We start from the raw sequence: 18,024 nt of genomic DNA on the forward strand, positions 1-18,024 counted from the left end.
TTCATTAAGTTCATTTTTTACAATACCATAATACAATGACTTACACTCTGGTGATCAACTCTACATAGGCTTGGTGTCCAGTCAGCAATGCCTGATGACTGGCCTGACCTTTCACCTGTCCATCTTCGAGCCAAACGACCTTATCCATGCTTTCCAAAAGCGCGGGATCATGGGTAATACACAGCACTGTACTGTAACGCATCGCGTGCATAACGGCCTCCATGACCGCTTGTTTTGATTGGTTATCTAAGCCCTCTGTGGGTTCATCTAACACTAAAATAGCGGGCTGGCGTAATAACATTTGCGCAATCGCCAGTCGACGAGACTGGCCCTGTGATAGCCGTCTACCTGCGCTTCCAAGTCGCGTATCTAACCCGTTTGGCAATGTCTGTAACCACTGGCCTAGCTGAGCCTGCTCACATGCTTGGATCATTTGCGTTTTGCTCGCTTCTGGTGAAGCATAATGTAGGTTATCGGCTATGGTGCCATCGAATATGTGATGCTGCTGAGCCAAAATGCCGATTAAACTGCTACGTTGTTCGAAGCTTAACGTCTTAGCCATAACGGAAATATCATTGGTATTTGGCTCTTTCACCTGACGATTAAATGATATATCCCCCTGTTGCTCAGGCCACAATCCACTCAATAGGTTAACCAAAGTTGATTTACCACTGCCGCTTGCCCCTACTAATGCGATATTTTCGTTTGCTTGAACTGAAAAACTAAGGTTTTGCAAGGCATAGTGTTCGCTTATCTCTTGGGGCCGACTGTTAAGCGCATTGGTTAACGGGTCATTGGCATATTGGTAGCTGACGTTTTGCACTGTTAGCCCAACGCCTTGGGTCTTTGAATTTATAACACTCGGTGTTGCGCATAAAGGTGTATCTAAGGGCATATCAACCGCTTGAGGTAACATATCATGCAGCGCAAATATTCGCCCCGCAGCACTTAACGCTACAGGCAACTGAATAAAAGCACTGGGTAAACTCAAAACCGTTTCAAAACTGGCTAGAACAAACAGGCTTAGCATGGCTAAGTGCACATTAGGTAATTGTTCTAACTGCACCAAAGGCACGAGTATCACCACGCTAGCAAGCATAGCGAACTGCACCACAATAAGACTGAGGCCGTCACTGTCAGCAAGCGCCTTATGGCGCTTATCTAAAAGGGCATTGTAGCTTTTCTGTACCTCGTTGCATTTCGCTAGTTGATGCTCAGTGGCTTGGTAAATAGCTAACTCACGTTGACCGCTGAGAGTATCAGATAGGATCTCACGCAGCTGAGCAGAGCGCTTAATCTGCTGGGCAGCGCTGCGGCTTAGTTTTTTATTCAGCAGTAATGGCAGCCCCACGCCAACTAATAGTATTCCGCATAAGCAAATTAACGCCACCGCTGGGTTAAATCCGGCAATGATCCAGACGACTATTGGCACACATACCAGAGCCACTAGCATGGGTAGCAGCACGTTAAGGTAGAACTTGTCTAGCGCATCAACGTCGTTTTGCATCCGATTGAACAAGTCAGCACTGCGGTTCATGGCCAATTGTTGATTATTTAACTGGCTCAAGGTTGCAAATACATTTACCCGAATCTCGCTTAGTAGCAAAAAGGTCGCATTGTGCGTGACTAAGCGTTCACCATAACGAGATGCCGTACGTACTATGGCTAAAAAGCGGATAATGCCCGCAGGGGTAAAGTAATTCATTTGTGCGCTCGCGATCCCAGCGGCGGCCATGGAAGCCAAAAACCAGCCAGAAATAGCAAGTAGCCCAACATTCGACAGCACAGTCAGAACAGTCAGAAAAATCCCCAACAACATGGCTTTGTAATGGGGGCGACAAAGTCGTAACAAGCGAATGAAATTACTCATTTTCAACCTCATGCATGTCGCTTGTCAGTAGGGTTTTAAAAGGCCCGTCTTGCTGACTCAGGCTTTGATAGTCACCTTGTTGCACGATACGTCCGTTATTTAGCAGCACAATATTACTGGCTTGTTTTAAGGTGTTTAATCGATGGGCAATCACCAGCACTAAGTGAGATTTAGCAAACTCGTTTATCGCATGTTGAACGCTAAACTCTGTCGCGCTGTCTAGATGCGCTGTCGGCTCGTCTAGCATCAAAATTGGCGCTTGCTTCAAGAACACTCTGGCAAGGGCGATACGCTGTTTTTGCCCGCCAGATAAACCCTCACCTTGCTCGCCTAATAGGGTATCAAAGCCGGTGGGTAATAATTCGATAAAATCCAGCGCGCCCGCCTGTTGTGCGGCCCTTTTCACCTCTTCCATGGTGGCGTTTGGCTTGGCTAACAGGATGTTCTCTCTAATCGTGGTATAAAACAAAGTTGGCTGTTGGGGGACCCACGCGATACCTTGCTGCCAACTAGGAATATCGTCTTCGCTAAGGGGCAGATTATTCACATTCACATGAGGTATTACCTGCGGGTGAAAGCCTAATAAACAATCAAATAGTGTGCTTTTACCTGCACCGCTCGCCCCCACAAATGCCACCATGCCAGTTGCTGGTAAACATAATGACACGTCGTGGAGTCCTTCATTGCTATCGGGGTAGGTAAAATTCAGTTTTTTAAGCGTAATCGCGGGGTTATTCGTCAAGCAAGTAAACCCACTGGATGCTGTTTTTTTAGACTCTGAGGAAGAGCTTTCCGGTGTTTGGAGTATCTCTAGCATATCGCCAGCTGCGCTTATTCCCTCTAGACGAGCGTGATAATGATTCCCTAGTTTGCGCAAGGGTAAATAAAATTCAGGTGCTAGCAGCAGCACTACAAAACCAGTCGCAAAATCTAATGTACCGAAAAACAACCTGAAGCCAATGATGACTGCTACAAGCGCAACACTAATAGTGGCTAAAAACTCCAATGCGAAGGAAGACAAAAACGCGATCTTGAGCACACTTAAGGTCGCATGGCGAAAATCATCAGATATTTTCGCTATTTGTGTTAACTCACGCTTGGTCGCATTGAACAGCTTTAACTGCGTTAAGCCTCGTACTCGGTCAAAGAAATAATTGCCCAACACCGCTAGTTGCTGCCACCTAGCTTGATTCAGTTGCTCCGCTTTGTGGCCAACTAAAATCATAAAAAACGGAATGAGCGGTGCGGTGAATAAAAAGATGAGACCAGCTTGCCAATCGGTTGGAAATATCACCACTAAAATTGCCAGCGGGATAAGTGCGCTGTATGCCACACTCGGCAGGTAATTCGCATAATAGTCGTGTAATGCCTCGACCCCATCATGCAAAGTATTCAGCATAGCGCCGTGGCCTTTTTGCTCGGTAAACGCTGGCCCTAACCGAGTGATTTTTTCCAGTAAATTAGCTCGCATACTGGATTTAATATTGCGTGCAGCATGTGCACTTAGGCGTTGGCTAAGCGCTAAGAAAATCCCTCGAGCCAAAATAATGCCACCTAGCGCCCAGAGTAAGTAAGACACATCATTCAATCCCGCTGCGTCAAACATCACCTCGTGCACTATTTTCGCCAGTAAGTATGCTCCGGCAATCATCAATAACGCATTAAATGTGCCCAGAGCGATACTGAATTTAAGCGCTGAGGCGGCAGGCTTAGATTCGCGCTTTAAGAAACCGCGCAGCAACAATTGCTGAGCGCGGTCTGGACGGGCTTTAGTTGTCACGTTCTTTTTGCAGCTTCTCGTACAATTCTTTTTGATCGTCCGCTATGCTGTCTTTGTTCTGTTGAAATTCGTACCACATCACGTTTATGACTCCTAGTGTACACGCTAATAGCACGCCTAAAATCCACGCAAAATACCACATATAATATCTCCTTAGCCTAGGTGTCAGCGTGTAAAAAGATGACACCGGAAAATGGTTTAATCACTGAGCTGCTAATAGCTACCGTGGGTGTTATTTTCAATTTCATCCACTGTTACCTTGCGCCACATTTTAACGTAACACCAAGTGGTGTAGCCCAGAATCAAAGGGACAAAGATAATCGCCGCGACAAACATCACGTTTAAGGTCATATGGCTAGACACTGCATCCCACATGGTTAAACTGACGTCAGGATTGGTGCTAGATGGCATCACAAATGGGAACAAGGATGCGCCAGCAGTCATTATTACGCCCACTAGCATCAAGCTAGAGGAGGCCAAGCCAAGTGCAGGTTTGCCCATTTTTGAAAACAGCAAAGCAAGCACCGCCATGGCAAAAGCTAATATGGGAAAAACAATGGTCAGCGGCACAGCACTGTAATTATTTAACCAGGCACCAGGGGCTGTCGTCACAACCTTACCGATGGGATTGGCGTAACTTTGGGTGTCTGGCATGCTAACAATTTGATAGCCGTTCATGTTTGCCACCCAAACACCTGCTGCAGCAAATAGCGCAATAAACGCCAGTAATGCATAGCGGCCATATTGCCCAGAACGCGTAGCTACATCACTATCAGTACGTAACTGTAACCACATACCCGCATGCCCCATCAACATGGTAATGCTAACTAAGCCGGCTAAGATGCCAAATGGATTAAGTAAACCGAAGAACGAACCTTGGTAACTAGCACGCAGCAAGTTGTCGATATTAAACGGCACCCCTAAAAACAGGTTGCCAAACGCAACACCGAATACTAAAGCTGGAATGGCACTACCGCAAAACAGCGCCCAGTCCCAATTGTTACGCCAGCGGTACGTATCAATTTTACTACGGTAATCAAACGCAAGAGGGCGAAAGAATAAAGCAAACAAAACTAGGATCATGGCAAAGTAAAAACCTGAAAATGCCGCCGCATACACCATGGGCCAGGCCGCAAATAACGCCCCACCAGCGGTAATGAACCACACTTGGTTTCCGTCCCAGTGGGCGCCAATTGTATTGATGACTGTTCTGCGTTCGCTGTCCGTTTTCCCCACAAGGCGTAATAACATTGCCACGCCCATGTCCATACCATCCGTTACCGCAAAACCAATCAGTAGAATACCAATGAACAGCCACCACAATAATTTCAACGTTTCGTAATCAAAAATCATGCGTTTGCTCCTTGTTCGTCATTGGGTTGTTGGTTGATTTGCTCAAAATGATATTTATTAGTATGCAGCGAACTAGGCCCCTGTTTCACAAAGCGTAACATCAGCCAGCCCTCCACGATTGCCAGCCCTGTGTAAAACACAATAAAACCCGCAATACTGATCAGTAAGTCATTTGTGGTCAAAGACGAGGTGGCTAGAAAAGTCGGTAATATTTCCGATATCGCCCAAGGTTGCCTACCGTATTCAGCGACTACCCAACCAAATTCAATGGCAATCCATGGTAACGGAATACTGAATACTGCCGCCCAGAGTAGCCAGCGTTTTTGCTCGATTACGCGGTGGGCGTTGTAGTAGAACGACAACACAAATACCACCAGCATGATCATGCCGCAGCCCACCATGATTCTAAACGACCAAAACATGGGGCCTACTTTCGGGAAGGAATCTTTCACCGCTTGTTGTATTTGTGCGTCAGTGGCATCAACCACCGTCGGCGTGTAGCGTTTAAGCAGTAAGCCGTAGCCCAAATCGGCTTTTAAGGTATCAAAAGTGGCGACGTTCTCTGGGGTGTCCTGGCCGTTTCTGAGTTTCTCTAAATACTCATACGCCAGCATACCGTTGCGAATTCTTTTTTCGTGTTTTACTTCTAAGTCGTCAATCCCTATCACTTCTTCATCAAGCGAGCGCGTCGCTATTATGCCCATGGCGTAGGGAATTTTAACCGCTGCGTAGGTCACCTGCTCTTCTGAGTCAGGAAAACCAAATAAGGTGAATGCTGCTGGCGCTTCTTCGGTCTCCCATTCAGCCTCTATAGCGGCAAGCTTCACTTTTTGAACTTCACCTACCTCATACCCAGACTCATCCCCCAATAGAATAACGCACAATATTGACGCTAAACCAAACCCACAAGCCACCGAGAATGAACGCTTGGCAAAGGACACATCACGCCCTTTAAGGATGTAGTAACTGCTGATGCCTAACACAAACATGGACGCCGCCACATAGCCTGCGGAGACGGTATGAATAAATTTAACCTGCGCAACTGGGTTAAATACCAACTCAGCAAAGCTCGTCATCTCCATGCGCATGGTTTGATAATTAAACTCGGCCCCGACAGGATTTTGCATCCAGCCGTTAGCGATTAATATCCACAGTGCCGATAGGTTGGTCCCCACAGCCATCAAAAAAGTCACACCCAGATGCTGTCTGCGGGTCAATCTATCCCAGCCTAGGAAAAACATCCCCACGAAGGTCGACTCTAAAAAGAAGGCCATGAGCCCTTCTATCGCTAAAGGCGCACCGAACACATCCCCCACATAGTGTGAGTAATAAGACCAGTTAGTGCCGAATTCGAACTCCATCGTCAGGCCCGTTGCCACGCCCACCGCGAAGTTAATGCCGAATAGCTTGCCCCAGAATTTTGTCATGTCTCGGTATATTTCTCGGCCTGTCATGACGAAAACCGACTCCATGATCACCAAGATCCAGGTCATGCCCAATGTTAAAGGCACGAATAAAAAATGAAACAGAGCGGTGATCGCAAACTGTAATCTCGATAGATCCACGAAGGTTTCATCTATCATGTTAAAGGCTCCTTGTGAGGTCGCTTTAGCGACGCAAATTTTCAGTGTAATCTGGGGATAATATTACTTTAACTTCTAAAGTTTCAGTAATTACTGAAACTTCATTAACTTTACTCCTATTGGTCATTTTATGTCAAGAGAAGGCTTGTATTTAAATACGTCAATACGCGTGTTATTGATCTGCATCAGGCACAGCTAAAGCGCTTTATACTCGCAAGACAGAGAGTGTTTCTCCTGCTGGTAACTCAGCTGATTTCAACGTAAAGTACGCGCAGCTAAATAAGACATTTACGCAAGCCGCTAATCTCATCATACAAACTTGAGGCGTGCTTTAGATGACATTTTCAATAAAACGCTTGGAACACAGCATGGACATTCACGCTTACCTGATTTTTTTAACCACCACCATCATCGTATGTATGTCGCCCGGGCCAGCGGTAATTACGATCGCTTCTCAAGGAGCACGTCATGGGGCAAAAAAAGCGCTTTTTGGGGTGACAGGTGTTGCCAGCGCAAATGTGGTTTATTTTCTGTTATCCGCGACTGGGATCGCCTCACTACTGGTTGCGTCAAACCTAGTGTTTTCAATTATTAAGTGGGTTGGCGTGGCGTACTTGGTCTATCTTGGATTAAACGCTTTATTCAGTAAAAGCGGCGGCTTAAGAATAAACAAAAGCACTAGCTCAAACACCAAAGGGGTTGCCCTGTTTAGTCAGGGGTTTATCGTAGAATTGGCAAACCCTAAAGCACTGCTCTACTTTTTAGCCTTATTGCCACAGTTTATTGATGTTGAAAAACCTATTTTACTGCAGTTATTTATCATGGGGGCTTCGTGTTTGGTGGTCGATTTGCTGTCGTACACCATGTATGCGTATATAGGACAAAAGCTTTCTAGCGGCTCGGTTAAAGCCTCTATCGTAAATCTAATTAACAAATCAGCAGGTGGTTTTTTACTGTTTGCGGGCATTAAAATGGCAGCGGTCAGTTCAAACGTTTGAGGTTTTTCCGGTCACTTCCCTACTGCGTATTCAGTCTCAACGATTTAACCACTGAGCCGTGTAATATGCCATAGCTCACCAGCTGGCCCCGATAAGTAAATTACCTTGCCCCAAGTTTCTTGTTGAATAGGTTCGTACTTATCGACTAACTCGCCCATACTTTCGATTTGCTTGAGCGCCGCATTAATATCTTTGACGATAAGCTGCATCATTAGATTCTCAGCGAGCGCTTGGTTATAAAAATTCTGCAAAAAGAACGTGCATTCGCCCTGACTAAAAATGCATAACTGATCATTTACCGGATCTCTGCTAAAACCTAATGCCTGATAGAATGTTTGAGAAAAAGCGAAGTCTTTAGACGGGATAAACAGACGAATATCAGTGGGTTGCATAGCTTGTCCTTTTTGGCGTATTGAGTGTTAGCTTAAGTTCATAGCGCTAGGTGTAATAGTGGATAAGGCTTACCTTGGCCGTCGAGTTCAGAGCGCCCAACGACTTTGAACCCAATACGCTGATAAAAACCCAGCGCTTTCGGGTTTTGCTCGTTAACGTCCACCTTTGTTGCTTGCTGTTTCGCTATTGCATTATTTATACCAATCCGCATTAATAAGTGCCCCCCTCAGAATGCGTCCAGCGGTTTTTGATTAAGGCGTCACTATGTAGTAATGGTTGTTCCCTTTCAAATAGTGAGAACGCAGAGCAAAAGCCGCTGGGGCATTCCTTGCAGGCGAGACAAACAACATCTAGATATTTTGCGCATGCACCCCGCAAAACCCTATCATTTCGCCAGAGCTGCTTTTAATGCAGCGCAAATCAACAGCATCAAAATAATGCTGTAAAATTAGCGGCTTTAATTCAGCGATATCCTCTTCAGGAAGAAAGTCATGGGTGGCACGCACTGCACCTTACCAAATGGCGATCAACGCTGAGTAATCGCTCTGTGTTACTGTGTGAACAACCCAATTAATATTCAAAATCATATTAATAACGCTTACGTCCTAGTGCAGAGTAATTTAACCAATTAACGTTGCAATGTTTGTAGCTTAGATTGGTATTGTTGTGCCTTGTCATTCTGGCCAGTTTTGCGTAAATAACTGATAAGGGCACTCATCACATCCCCATCCCTCGGCCAGCGCTGATGGGCTTTTTCCAATTCACTAATAGCGAGCTTGATCTGATCTTGTTGCTCAAGTCCAACCGCATAAATATAGGCAAAAGACGGCATTGCTTCATCGCTGTGTGCCGCTATTTTTAAGTTACTCAGGGCTTGCCCATATTGTTTCTGACGAATTTTGAATAAACCTAACGCATGATTAGCTTGAGCGTTGTTCGGTTCAACTTTCAACGCCTTACTCAAATATCCCGCGCCTTTTTCATCTTGACCTTGCTGACGGTAAAATTCAGAAATTTGAATTAACACAGGTATATAACTGGGTTCAATTTTATACGCGGTTATATAAGCCTGCTCTGCGCCCGCTAAATCGCCTAGCTGAGTGTTTAAATTGCCAATGGCCAGCTGAGTAATAGGTGAATCAGCATTTATCTCAAGCATTTCACGATATTCGTTTAGCAAGGGCTGTAGATTAGCTTTGTCGCTGCGAGACAACTGTCCTAGGCTATCGGTGAGTAATCGCGCCATTTCAAAACGCACTGACTTACTGGGCTCATTCAGCTTTTGGCTTAAAACCTGCCAACGAGCTTGGGGGCTTAGGATTTCCAGCGACTCTACCGCAGCTCGGCGCAGCAAAGCGCTGTCACTCTCGAGATTTTCAAGGGCAATATCTACCCCTTGTTGCGAGCGGTACTGGCTCAAGTCTGCCAACAAAGATGCTTGTCGCAAGCGGCTGTTAGCTGGGTTTTGTATAAAGGCGATCGCTTGTTCTAGGCCTTCAGGCGTACCATCTTGCACCTGCTGGCGCGTAGCTTGCCATACATTCGAATTTGTATTGCTACCCCATACTTTTTGGCTCTTCTGGCGCCAATGATCATCCTCTTTATCGTGACACGCCAAGCACGTTTGCGGCTCACTTGAGTCACCATTAAAGCTCAGATCAGGAATTAAAAAGCTGTGATCGCGCCTGTCGTCTACGCCCATATAGGTTTTTTCAGGCATATGACAATTCACGCACATAGCGCCTTCGGTTTGTGGCGCATGGTGGTGATGCTCAGGGCTGTTAAAAGTTTCTGCTTGATGGCACTGTAAGCACAAGCCATTGCCTTGAATTTTGACCTTACCTGTGTGGGCGTTATGGCAGTTTGAGCACGTCACACCAGCATGCTGCATTTTACTTTGCATGAACGAGCCTGCGACAAACACCTCTTCATTTATGCTGCCATTTACATGGTAAAACGGTGCGCGGATCCACTCCAGCCGGTTGTCATCGACGAAACGTTGCTGGGGCTGCTTAGCATGAGGATTGTGGTTACTTTTACCGTGGATGTCCTGATAATTCTTTTTGGAATTTGCAGCTGTTTTATCATGGGTGTCTTGATAATTCTTTTTGGGATTTGCAGCTGTCTTATCATGGGTGTCTTGATAAGCTTGCTCAGTGTTAGTGAATGGTTGGGTTAATGGCGTGCGCAACGAATGGCAACGCGCACACACATTAATTTCACTGTTGTTTGGTTTTCCATCGGCATGGGCAATCGGATTATTCGGGCTAAACGAAAAGTTTTTTAGCGCGGGTAAGGTTTGACGAAAGCCTGAATCTTGCGCGCTCAGCGCCCCCTTTTTTGCTAGCTTGATGTGTTGCCCTGCGGGCCCGTGGCAACTCTCACAGGCGACGTTTACTTCACTAAATTGCGTAGCAAATGTATTGCTTTTCGGCTCAAAATTGCGTTTGAGATCAGTTGTATGACAATCCGCACAGCGGCTGTTCCAGTTTTGAAAATGACGCTGCCAAAAGAAAGGATGTTCAGGTGTGATTTTTTCAATAGGTTGTAAATGAAACCAACGTTGTCCGCCCTCTTCTTTGCTGCGGCTGTCCCAAGCAATATTAAACGCTTGTAACTTCCCCTCACCCACATCGACTAAGTACTGCTGTAGCGGGTAAAAACCGAAGGTGTAGGGCACATCAAAGGTTTGGACTTTATTCTGTTTGTTGGTAGTGGTTAACTTGTACTGACCATCTTCAACAAAAAAGCGGGTCGCTATGTCGTGAAAGTTCACTTCAATATCATTGAAATCACCTAGCACAGTGTCTTTGTTCGCCGTTTGCATGGCTTTGAAATGATCGGACTGTTGCCACTGGTCATATTCACTTTGATGGCAACTTTGGCATGCTTGCACGCCAATATAATCTGACTCACCTTTTACTTGTGCCCAAAGCAAAGTATGGCTAAAAAGGAACATCAAGCCCAATATAAAGGGTAATATACCACGCAACACTTTTTGCTCGCTCCCCACCTCGTTACTCCCTTACTTTCTTGCTTTTACACGCTAATTCGCTATACAGATAAATCGGGGTGCGTATGTCTAAGTTTCATCAAGAATATCGATTCGCATCTACATACTTCGCCTTTACAAACTAACCAAACATAACATGTTGTTTATTCACACAAATGTAACATGCATTAGGCTACAGACAAAGAAGCGTCGTAGTGCATATCGTATTTTAATGTCCCTCGACAAGGATATAGCAACGCCTGTCTGAGCAGTAAAGATTAAAAATGAATTCATGCCGCATGCGTTACCAGCTAACGTGCATGTCACAATAAGCGTCAGCGAGTCGCCTTTCGCGGTTACATCGCCTGATGACATGAAAAGATCGTAACGTGAAAAAGCGCGTGAACTGGAAAAAGCTCTGCGGCGTTAAAGCAAGTTCAGTAGCGTTCCGCTTGCCTGTTTCCCTCCTCATTAACTCGTTCATTTCATGCAGTTCAAAGCCACGATATATAGCAAAGGCAATAGCCAAAAAACACAAGTCATACAAGACCCTTTGAAATGTCTTTTAGTCACAAGGATTAACCACAGCATGACCTGATTGATGGCTTGGTCACAGTTTATTTTACGAGGGGCTGGGCATAAAAGAGAAACAAAAGTTTACAGATAGCGTGTCAAAGTTCAGAGCTAATTACGTCATTTTACTGTTAATCCATTGTCATCAGTTGGTTAAAAAATTAGATTAAAACATAGACTTCCCGCTTATTTATAAAAGCTATTATCGGATGAAGGTCGTTTATTTTCGCGTTTCACAGGACAACACATGAGCACAAACACTGAGCTTTCATATTTAGCCGGTTTCAACAACGAACACCAAACAGAAGCCCTACCAGGTGCGCTCCCTGTAGGGCAGTTCAGCCCACAGCGCTGCCCATATGGGCTTTACGCCGAGCAATTTAGTACCAGTGCATTTACGCGCCCACGTCACGAAAACCGGCGCACGTGGACTTACCGAATTCGCCCTTCTATTGCCATGGGTGACTTTAACAAAATGGATAAAGGCGCTGTGTGCTCAGGGCCTATCACCGAGGTGGATTGCCCGCCCAATGTCATGCGCTGGGACGCTCTACCCATCCCAGAAGCCCCAACAGACTTTATTGATGGCCTAACCACCATGGCGGCCAACGGTGATGTGCGAGGTCAATCAGGGATCGGTATTCATGTGTATACCGCCAACCAAGGTATGGGCGATCGTTCGTTCTATTCCGCTGACGGCGAGTTACTCTTTATTCCTCAACTTGGGGAGTTTATGGCGATAACCGAAATGGGCAAGTTAGCCATTAAACCTGGGGAAATCTTGCTAATCCCGCGAGGCATAAAGTTTAAAATTGAGCCCATAAATGGCCCCATAAGGGGTTACCTGTGTGAAAATTATGGCAGCCCAATGGAGCTAGCCGAGCGCGGGCCCGCTGGCGCAAACGGCTTCGCTAATCAAAGAGACTTTGAATATCCCGTAGCCTATTTTGAGGATAGCGAAGAGCAACACACAGTTGTGGCTAAATTTTGCGGTGAGTTGTACCAGGCCAAACAAAATCACAGCCCGTTTGATGTAGTGGCGTGGGTTGGCAACAGCGCACCTTATAAATACGACTTGTCCCGTTTTAATGTGCTCAACACTGTCAGTTTTGATCACCCCGACCCATCAATTTTTACCGTTTTAACCTCGCCTAGTGGTGAAACAGGCGTAGCCAATGTCGATTTTGTGATTTTCCCACCACGCTGGATGGTGGCCGAAAATACGTTCCGCCCACCTTGGTACCACAGAAACTTTATGAGTGAGTTTATGGGCTTGATTGAAGGCACATATGATGCCAAAGAGAAAGGCTTTGCCCCCGGCGGTATGAGCCTACATAACTGTATGACACCCCATGGCCCAGAGGCCGACGTATTCGAGAAAGCCACCCAAGCTGAGCTTGTCCCTCAGCGCTATGAAAACACCATGGCATTTATGCTTGAATCACGTTACATCATTGCACCGACAGAATTTGCCCTTAACACGCCCCAACGCCAAAAACAGTATTTGGCCTGTTGGGGCGACCTTAAAAAACATTTTAACGGCCAGCCATAGCCACCAGTGAATAACATAGGAATTAATATCATGACGTTATTAAACGAAACTCACGATCCAGCACGTAAAAGCTGGGTCGATTCAGCCAATGGCCACGACCAATTTCCCATTCAAAATTTACCTTTTTCGATATTTCGCGAAGCAAACGGCCAAACCCAATGGCGCGGTGGCGTCGCCATTGGTGATTTTATTCTCGATATGGCTAAAGTCGCCAAATTAAACATGTTCGATGGCGCTGCCCAGCGCGGCGCACAAGCAGCGGGTGAAACAAGCCTTAACACCTTGATGGGCCTAGGGGCGACAACAAACTCAGCGCTACGTTTGGCGCTATCAAATGCCTTAAGTGAAGGGTCAGCACTTCAAGGTGCGCTCGAAGATTGCTTAATCGCCCACACTGACGCTGAATTTAACATGCCATGCCAAGTTACTGATTACACTGATTTTTACACCTCTATTCACCATGCAACAGCAGTGGGTAGTTTATTTCGTCCAGACAATCCGCTACTGCCAAACTACAAATGGGTACCGATTGGCTATCACGGCCGCTCGTCAAGTATTGATGTGTCTGGGCAAGCCTTTCCTCGCCCTATCGGCCAAACCAAAAAGCCCGATGCGAATACCCCTGATTTCGGCCCATGCCAACGCCTTGATTATGAACTTGAAATGGGGGTATTTATTGGTCAAGGAACACGTCTTGGCGAGCGCATCAATATTACTGACGCCGAACAACACATTTTTGGTATGTGTATTTTAAATGACTGGTCGGCGCGCGATATTCAAGCTTGGGAATACCAACCCCTTGGGCCATTTCTCGCTAAAAATTTCGCTTCTACTATATCTCCATGGATAGTCACCACCGAAGCCCTTGCGCCATTTAGAGAGGCCTTTACTCGCCCAGAAAGTGACCCGCAGCCCCTTGAATATTTGACCAGCGAGGCGAATACCCAAGCCGGTAATCTTGATATAGAGCTAAGCTGCCTGATCCAAACAGAGAAAATGCGCCAAAGTAATCAAGCACCGCAGCAATTATCACAATCAAACTTCAAACACTCATATTGGACACCTGCACAGTTAGTTACCCACCACAGTGTTAATGGTTGCCCAATGACCCCAGGCGACTTATTAGGCTCAGGCACACAATCAGGCCCGCAAGCCGACGAAGCAGGCTCGCTGCTGGAACTTACGCACGGTGGAAAGCAATCCCTGACGCTAGAAAATGGAGAATCGCGAAAATTTTTAGAAGACGGTGACAGCATAATTATGCGTGCACATTGCAGCCGTGACGGCGCTGTTACCATAGGTTTTGGTGAAGTGATTGGCACTTTGTTGCCTGCTCGTCCCTAAATCGAGTCTGATTTCGCCAACTTTAAACTCGTTGAGCACGCTGCACTTGTGCTCAACGTATTCACGCGATTGGGATCTTAGGAAAACAAATCATGAAACTACTCACTTACTTTCGCTCATCAGCGGCCTATCGGGTACGTATCGCATTAAACTTAAAAAGCATCAAACATGAGCTTGTTCCAGTGAATTTGCTTAAAGGTGAACATCTGGGGGCAGAATATACCTCTTTGCAACCACAAGGATTAGTGCCATGTATGCAGCTTGATAATGGAGAAGTGTTGACGCAATCCGGGGCGATCCTAGCTTATCTTGAAGGTCAATACTCCGAATACCCTTTGATGCCAGATGACCTAATGGCGGCCGTCAAGGTACGCAGCATAGTGGATATAATAGCCTGTGACATTCACCCAGTGAATAATTTGCGCGTATTGAAATATCTCAGTAACGATTTGGCTGTGCAAGATACGCAAAAGCAGCAATGGTATCGCCACTGGATTGAACAAGGCTTTAACGCCATTGAAGCCCAGCTCGTAGCTGATGAAGGCCCCGCTAATCAAGCCAAGTACGCTCTAGGAAAAAAAATCACCATGGCCGATGTTTATTTGATTCCACAGGTATACAACGCCTTGCGGTTCAATGTAGACATGCAGCCCTACCCTAAGATAATGCGCGCTTATCAAGCCTGTAACGAACTACAGGCGTTCACCCTTGCAGCACCAAAAAACCAGCCAGACAGCACACTCTAACCTAACCTTGCGTCACGGGTATCAGATAACAGGTGTTGAGTGACATGTTTTGCGTTGCGGACAAAGATGAATAACACACATCTAAAAACGAATCTCTTTTTGCGAATACCATTTTCAACTCACTCAGGATAGGATACCGCCACAGCGCTAACAACCAGAGAACGAGGCAAATTTTCATGACAACCCATGTGCTTTTTCGCGGCCCTCAATCACGCAACGATAACTGGCAAACATTGTTTGCTGATGCCCTGCCTGATGTAACTTGGCATCACTGGCCACACGTTGAAAATAAAGCCGCAATCGAGCTGATGATAGTGTGGAAATTACCCCGTGATTACCAACAAGACTACCCCAACCTAAAAGTCATATTTTCTGTTGGTGCCGGCGTTGACCAACTCGATTTGGCCAGCGTGCCTGAGCATATTCAGGTAGTACGAATGCTCGACCCTGGTATTACCAAAGGCATGAGCGAATTTATTGCTATGCATGTGCTGAATATTCACCGAGATACCTTTTCATATATCAATGCTAATAAAAACGCGACGTGGCAGCAAATACCCACTATCCCGAGCAAAAAAAGGCGCGTGGGTATTTTTGGTTTAGGTCATTTGGGTCAAGCAGCAGCAAAACGGTTTTAGATTTGGGTTTTAGCGTCAATGGCTGGAGTCGCAGCCCGAAACAAGTGAGTCAGGTAAACTGCTTTAGCGGCGATAAGGAATTGCCCGAGTTTTTATCTCAAACAGATATTCTAGTGTCCTTAGTACCGCTCACACCAGAAACACGGGGCATACTCAATTTAAATACCTTGAGCCTATTACCTAAAGGGGCAAGCATCATTAATGTAGGGCGCGGTGAACAACTTATTCCAGAAGATGTAATCACGCTGCTGGACGCAGAGCATTTGGCCCATGCAGTGCTCGATGTATTTGCTATCGAGCCACTGCCTGAAACTCACCCACTATGGCAGCACCCTCAGGTTTTGGTGACTCCGCATATCGCTGCGGTAACCCAAGACGATAGCGCAGGCCAAGTTTTACTGGCCAATGTGCAGCGTTACATTAATCAAACGCCGTTGATTGGCGCAGTGGACAGAGAACTTGGTTACTGAGCGCTGTAACCACGACTAACAAGGAGGCTTAGTGAGTATCACCTTTGTAGCAACTGAAAACCTTCACCGGGCAGCACGTTTCACCTATGAGAATATGCGTGTCTACTATGAACAATTCGCCCCAGATTGGAATGTGGCTAAAGTACTTGAAGTGACCCAGGAACTGGAAAACCTCGATATCGTGTTTCAGCAAGAAGTAGTCGGTGTGATGAGATTAGCGACCGGCGATGAAGGGTATATTTTACGAGATCTTCAAGTGCTACCCACCTTTCAAAATCGAGGTATTGGTAAAGCAGCGGTAAAGGAAGCAAAGCGCATAGCCGCTAACGCCAACGTCAATACCCTCACCTTGCGAGTATTAAAAATAAGCCCTGCCATCACGCTGTATACAAGAAATGGTTTTACGATACGCAGCGAAGATGAACGCTTTTATCATATGGCAGCAAACGTTCGTTAGGCGTTACTATAAAAACGGTTAAGGGTTGTCGCGATAACCGTTGAGCGTTTTCTCTTAGCCTGTTTGCTGTGCAGGCGATAAAAAAAAGGGTGCGAGCACGCCTTAGCTAACGTATTTCTGAATAAGTAAATAACCAAGCAACCATCCATCCATCCATCCATCCATCCAAAAGATACCAATCAAAATTGCGTTCACGCTGCCTTTATATTTGGAGTCTAACGCACACTAGGCTAGGCGGTGTTTTTTTGCTTCGATAGGATCAGGTAATGGCTTCTCACCGAGTATATCCAACAGGTTAATTTCTATCGTCCGCGAAATAGCGTGCAAAGGTAAGTGATTTGCAGACAGACCAAAAGGCGCGGCCAACTCTTCGCTTAACGCATCTAAACCAAAAAAGGTGTAGGCAATAATAGCGCTGAACAAAGGCGTGACTAAGCCCTGAGTCGCTACGATGCCAAAGGGTAAAATGAAGCAATACAAGTACGCCGTACGCTGCACGAGTAACATGTACGCGAATGGCAGCGGGGTAGTTTGAATTCGCTCACACGCCGCCTGCACTTCTGCCATCGCAGTAATGTGCTCATGCAAGCTCACTTGCAAAATGTCTGACAACAAACCTTGCTCCCGGCACTGCCTGATTTTTAGCGAGATCAAACGCAATATGGCATCTGGAAGGCTGTTTGCTGCGCGCAAGAATGGTGTGTCTTGTTCAGTGACATACCCTTGTATGTCGGGCCATGCATCAGTATTACGAAGTTTATGGCGCAGTGCGTGAACAAAGGCAATGGATAGCTTAATGGCATATTTTTGTGCATCAGCACCTGCTTTTTCACTGCCGTCAATGTAAGACACCAATTGGCGCGATAAACTGCGCGAGGCCACCACCAATTGCCCCCACTGCTTACGCCCCTCCCACCAACGATCGTAACTAGCATTATTTCTAAAACCAAGAAACAGCGACAGCGCGACACCAAACAAAGCCACAGGTGCAAGGGTAAAATCAGGGAATACTTTAGGGTAAAAATGTTGAGCCACCGACACTGCCACGCCCAGCAATGTAATGAACAGAATTTTTCCGTAGATGAGCGGTAAAACCGACCCACGCAAAATAAAAAACAACCTAAATGAATGAGGGGTATCGCGAACTATCATAAGTGCCTCAAGCTGGGTATTGCACATGCATCAAGCTAGGTATTATAAAGGCAAACCCCTCGTTAGTTTGTTAATAGATTGAATAGATAGGTTTGTACTTATTGGTTTTTTTCAGGCTAATTC

The 18,024-nt window shown here is 46.1% G+C and carries 15 protein-coding genes and 1 pseudogene; 7 read left to right on the top strand and 9 right to left on the bottom strand.

Annotated features, from left to right (window positions below):
• Positions 1-40: 40 nt before the first annotated feature.
• From cydC to GCHA_RS17325, 5 genes are all read right to left on the bottom strand, one after another.
• Positions 41-1,870, bottom strand: coding sequence for a thiol reductant ABC exporter subunit CydC (cydC, locus tag GCHA_RS17305; protein WP_007990575.1), 1,830 nt, complete (start codon positions 1,868-1,870; stop codon positions 41-43).
• A complete protein-coding gene (gene cydD, locus GCHA_RS17310; RefSeq protein ID WP_007990577.1) occupies positions 1,863-3,650 on the bottom strand; it encodes a thiol reductant ABC exporter subunit CydD in 1,788 nt (595 codons plus the stop codon). Before cydD ends, cydC begins: the two co-directional genes overlap by 8 nt.
• Positions 3,640-3,792 carry a cytochrome bd-I oxidase subunit CydX gene (gene cydX / locus GCHA_RS17315; protein ID WP_007990579.1) on the bottom strand — a complete coding sequence of 51 codons (153 nt, stop codon included), beginning with the start codon at positions 3,790-3,792 and terminating at the stop codon, positions 3,640-3,642. Before cydX ends, cydD begins: the two co-directional genes overlap by 11 nt.
• A 71-nt stretch (positions 3,793-3,863) precedes the next feature.
• Positions 3,864-5,003, bottom strand: a complete 1,140-nt coding sequence (gene cydB / locus GCHA_RS17320) for a cytochrome d ubiquinol oxidase subunit II (protein WP_007990580.1) — start codon at positions 5,001-5,003, stop codon at positions 3,864-3,866.
• Positions 5,000-6,586, bottom strand: a complete 1,587-nt coding sequence (locus GCHA_RS17325) for a cytochrome ubiquinol oxidase subunit I (RefSeq protein ID WP_007990581.1) — start codon at positions 6,584-6,586, stop codon at positions 5,000-5,002. The genes cydB and GCHA_RS17325 overlap by 4 nt, the downstream gene beginning before the upstream one ends.
• A 368-nt stretch (positions 6,587-6,954) precedes the next feature.
• On the opposite strand from GCHA_RS17325, the gene GCHA_RS17330 reads away from it, so the two are divergent.
• Entirely contained in the window at positions 6,955-7,584 is a 630-nt protein-coding gene (locus tag GCHA_RS17330; RefSeq protein ID WP_039992729.1) for a LysE family translocator, read from the top strand.
• 44 nt (positions 7,585-7,628) lie between these two features.
• Here GCHA_RS17330 and GCHA_RS17335 read toward each other — a convergent pair whose 3' ends face one another.
• From GCHA_RS17335 to GCHA_RS17350, 3 genes and pseudogenes are all read right to left on the bottom strand, one after another.
• Entirely contained in the window at positions 7,629-7,976 is a 348-nt protein-coding gene (locus GCHA_RS17335) for a VOC family protein (RefSeq protein WP_007990583.1), read from the bottom strand.
• A 38-nt stretch (positions 7,977-8,014) separates the two neighbouring features.
• Positions 8,015-8,564 (bottom strand): annotated as a pseudogene (locus tag GCHA_RS23330) (GNAT family protein).
• Between the two features lie 41 nt (positions 8,565-8,605).
• Positions 8,606-10,990 (bottom strand): multiheme c-type cytochrome, encoded by a 2,385-nt coding sequence (locus tag GCHA_RS17350; protein ID WP_007990584.1) that lies wholly within the window; start codon positions 10,988-10,990, stop codon positions 8,606-8,608.
• A 799-nt stretch (positions 10,991-11,789) separates the two neighbouring features.
• On the opposite strand from GCHA_RS17350, the gene hmgA reads away from it, so the two are divergent.
• From hmgA to GCHA_RS17375, 6 genes are all read left to right on the top strand, one after another.
• Positions 11,790-13,094, top strand: coding sequence for a homogentisate 1,2-dioxygenase (hmgA, locus tag GCHA_RS17355; RefSeq protein WP_007990595.1), 1,305 nt, complete (start codon positions 11,790-11,792; stop codon positions 13,092-13,094).
• Positions 13,095-13,124: 30 nt separating this feature from the next.
• The gene (fahA, locus tag GCHA_RS17360) at positions 13,125-14,438 is read left to right on the top strand and encodes a fumarylacetoacetase (protein ID WP_007990596.1); all 1,314 of its coding nucleotides are present in this window, start codon (positions 13,125-13,127) and stop codon (positions 14,436-14,438) included.
• A gap of 92 nt (positions 14,439-14,530) precedes the next feature.
• Positions 14,531-15,184, top strand: coding sequence for a maleylacetoacetate isomerase (gene maiA / locus GCHA_RS17365; protein WP_007990599.1), 654 nt, complete (start codon positions 14,531-14,533; stop codon positions 15,182-15,184).
• A 176-nt stretch (positions 15,185-15,360) separates the two neighbouring features.
• The gene (locus tag GCHA_RS23235; protein ID WP_318249011.1) at positions 15,361-15,822 is read left to right on the top strand and encodes a Rossmann-fold NAD(P)-binding domain-containing protein; all 462 of its coding nucleotides are present in this window, start codon (positions 15,361-15,363) and stop codon (positions 15,820-15,822) included.
• Positions 15,823-15,824: 2 nt separating this feature from the next.
• Positions 15,825-16,292 carry an NAD(P)-dependent oxidoreductase gene (locus GCHA_RS23240; protein ID WP_318249012.1) on the top strand — a complete coding sequence of 156 codons (468 nt, stop codon included), beginning with the start codon at positions 15,825-15,827 and terminating at the stop codon, positions 16,290-16,292.
• 31 nt (positions 16,293-16,323) lie between these two features.
• Positions 16,324-16,749 carry a GNAT family N-acetyltransferase gene (locus GCHA_RS17375; protein ID WP_007990601.1) on the top strand — a complete coding sequence of 142 codons (426 nt, stop codon included), beginning with the start codon at positions 16,324-16,326 and terminating at the stop codon, positions 16,747-16,749.
• A gap of 225 nt (positions 16,750-16,974) precedes the next feature.
• On the opposite strand, the gene GCHA_RS17380 is transcribed toward GCHA_RS17375, so the two are convergent.
• A complete protein-coding gene (locus tag GCHA_RS17380) occupies positions 16,975-17,901 on the bottom strand; it encodes a bestrophin family protein (RefSeq protein WP_007990606.1) in 927 nt (308 codons plus the stop codon).
• Positions 17,902-18,024 lie beyond the last annotated feature (123 nt).

The organism is Paraglaciecola chathamensis S18K6, from assembly GCA_000314955.1.
In the GTDB taxonomy this organism is placed as follows: Bacteria; Pseudomonadota; Gammaproteobacteria; order Enterobacterales; family Alteromonadaceae; genus Paraglaciecola; species Paraglaciecola chathamensis.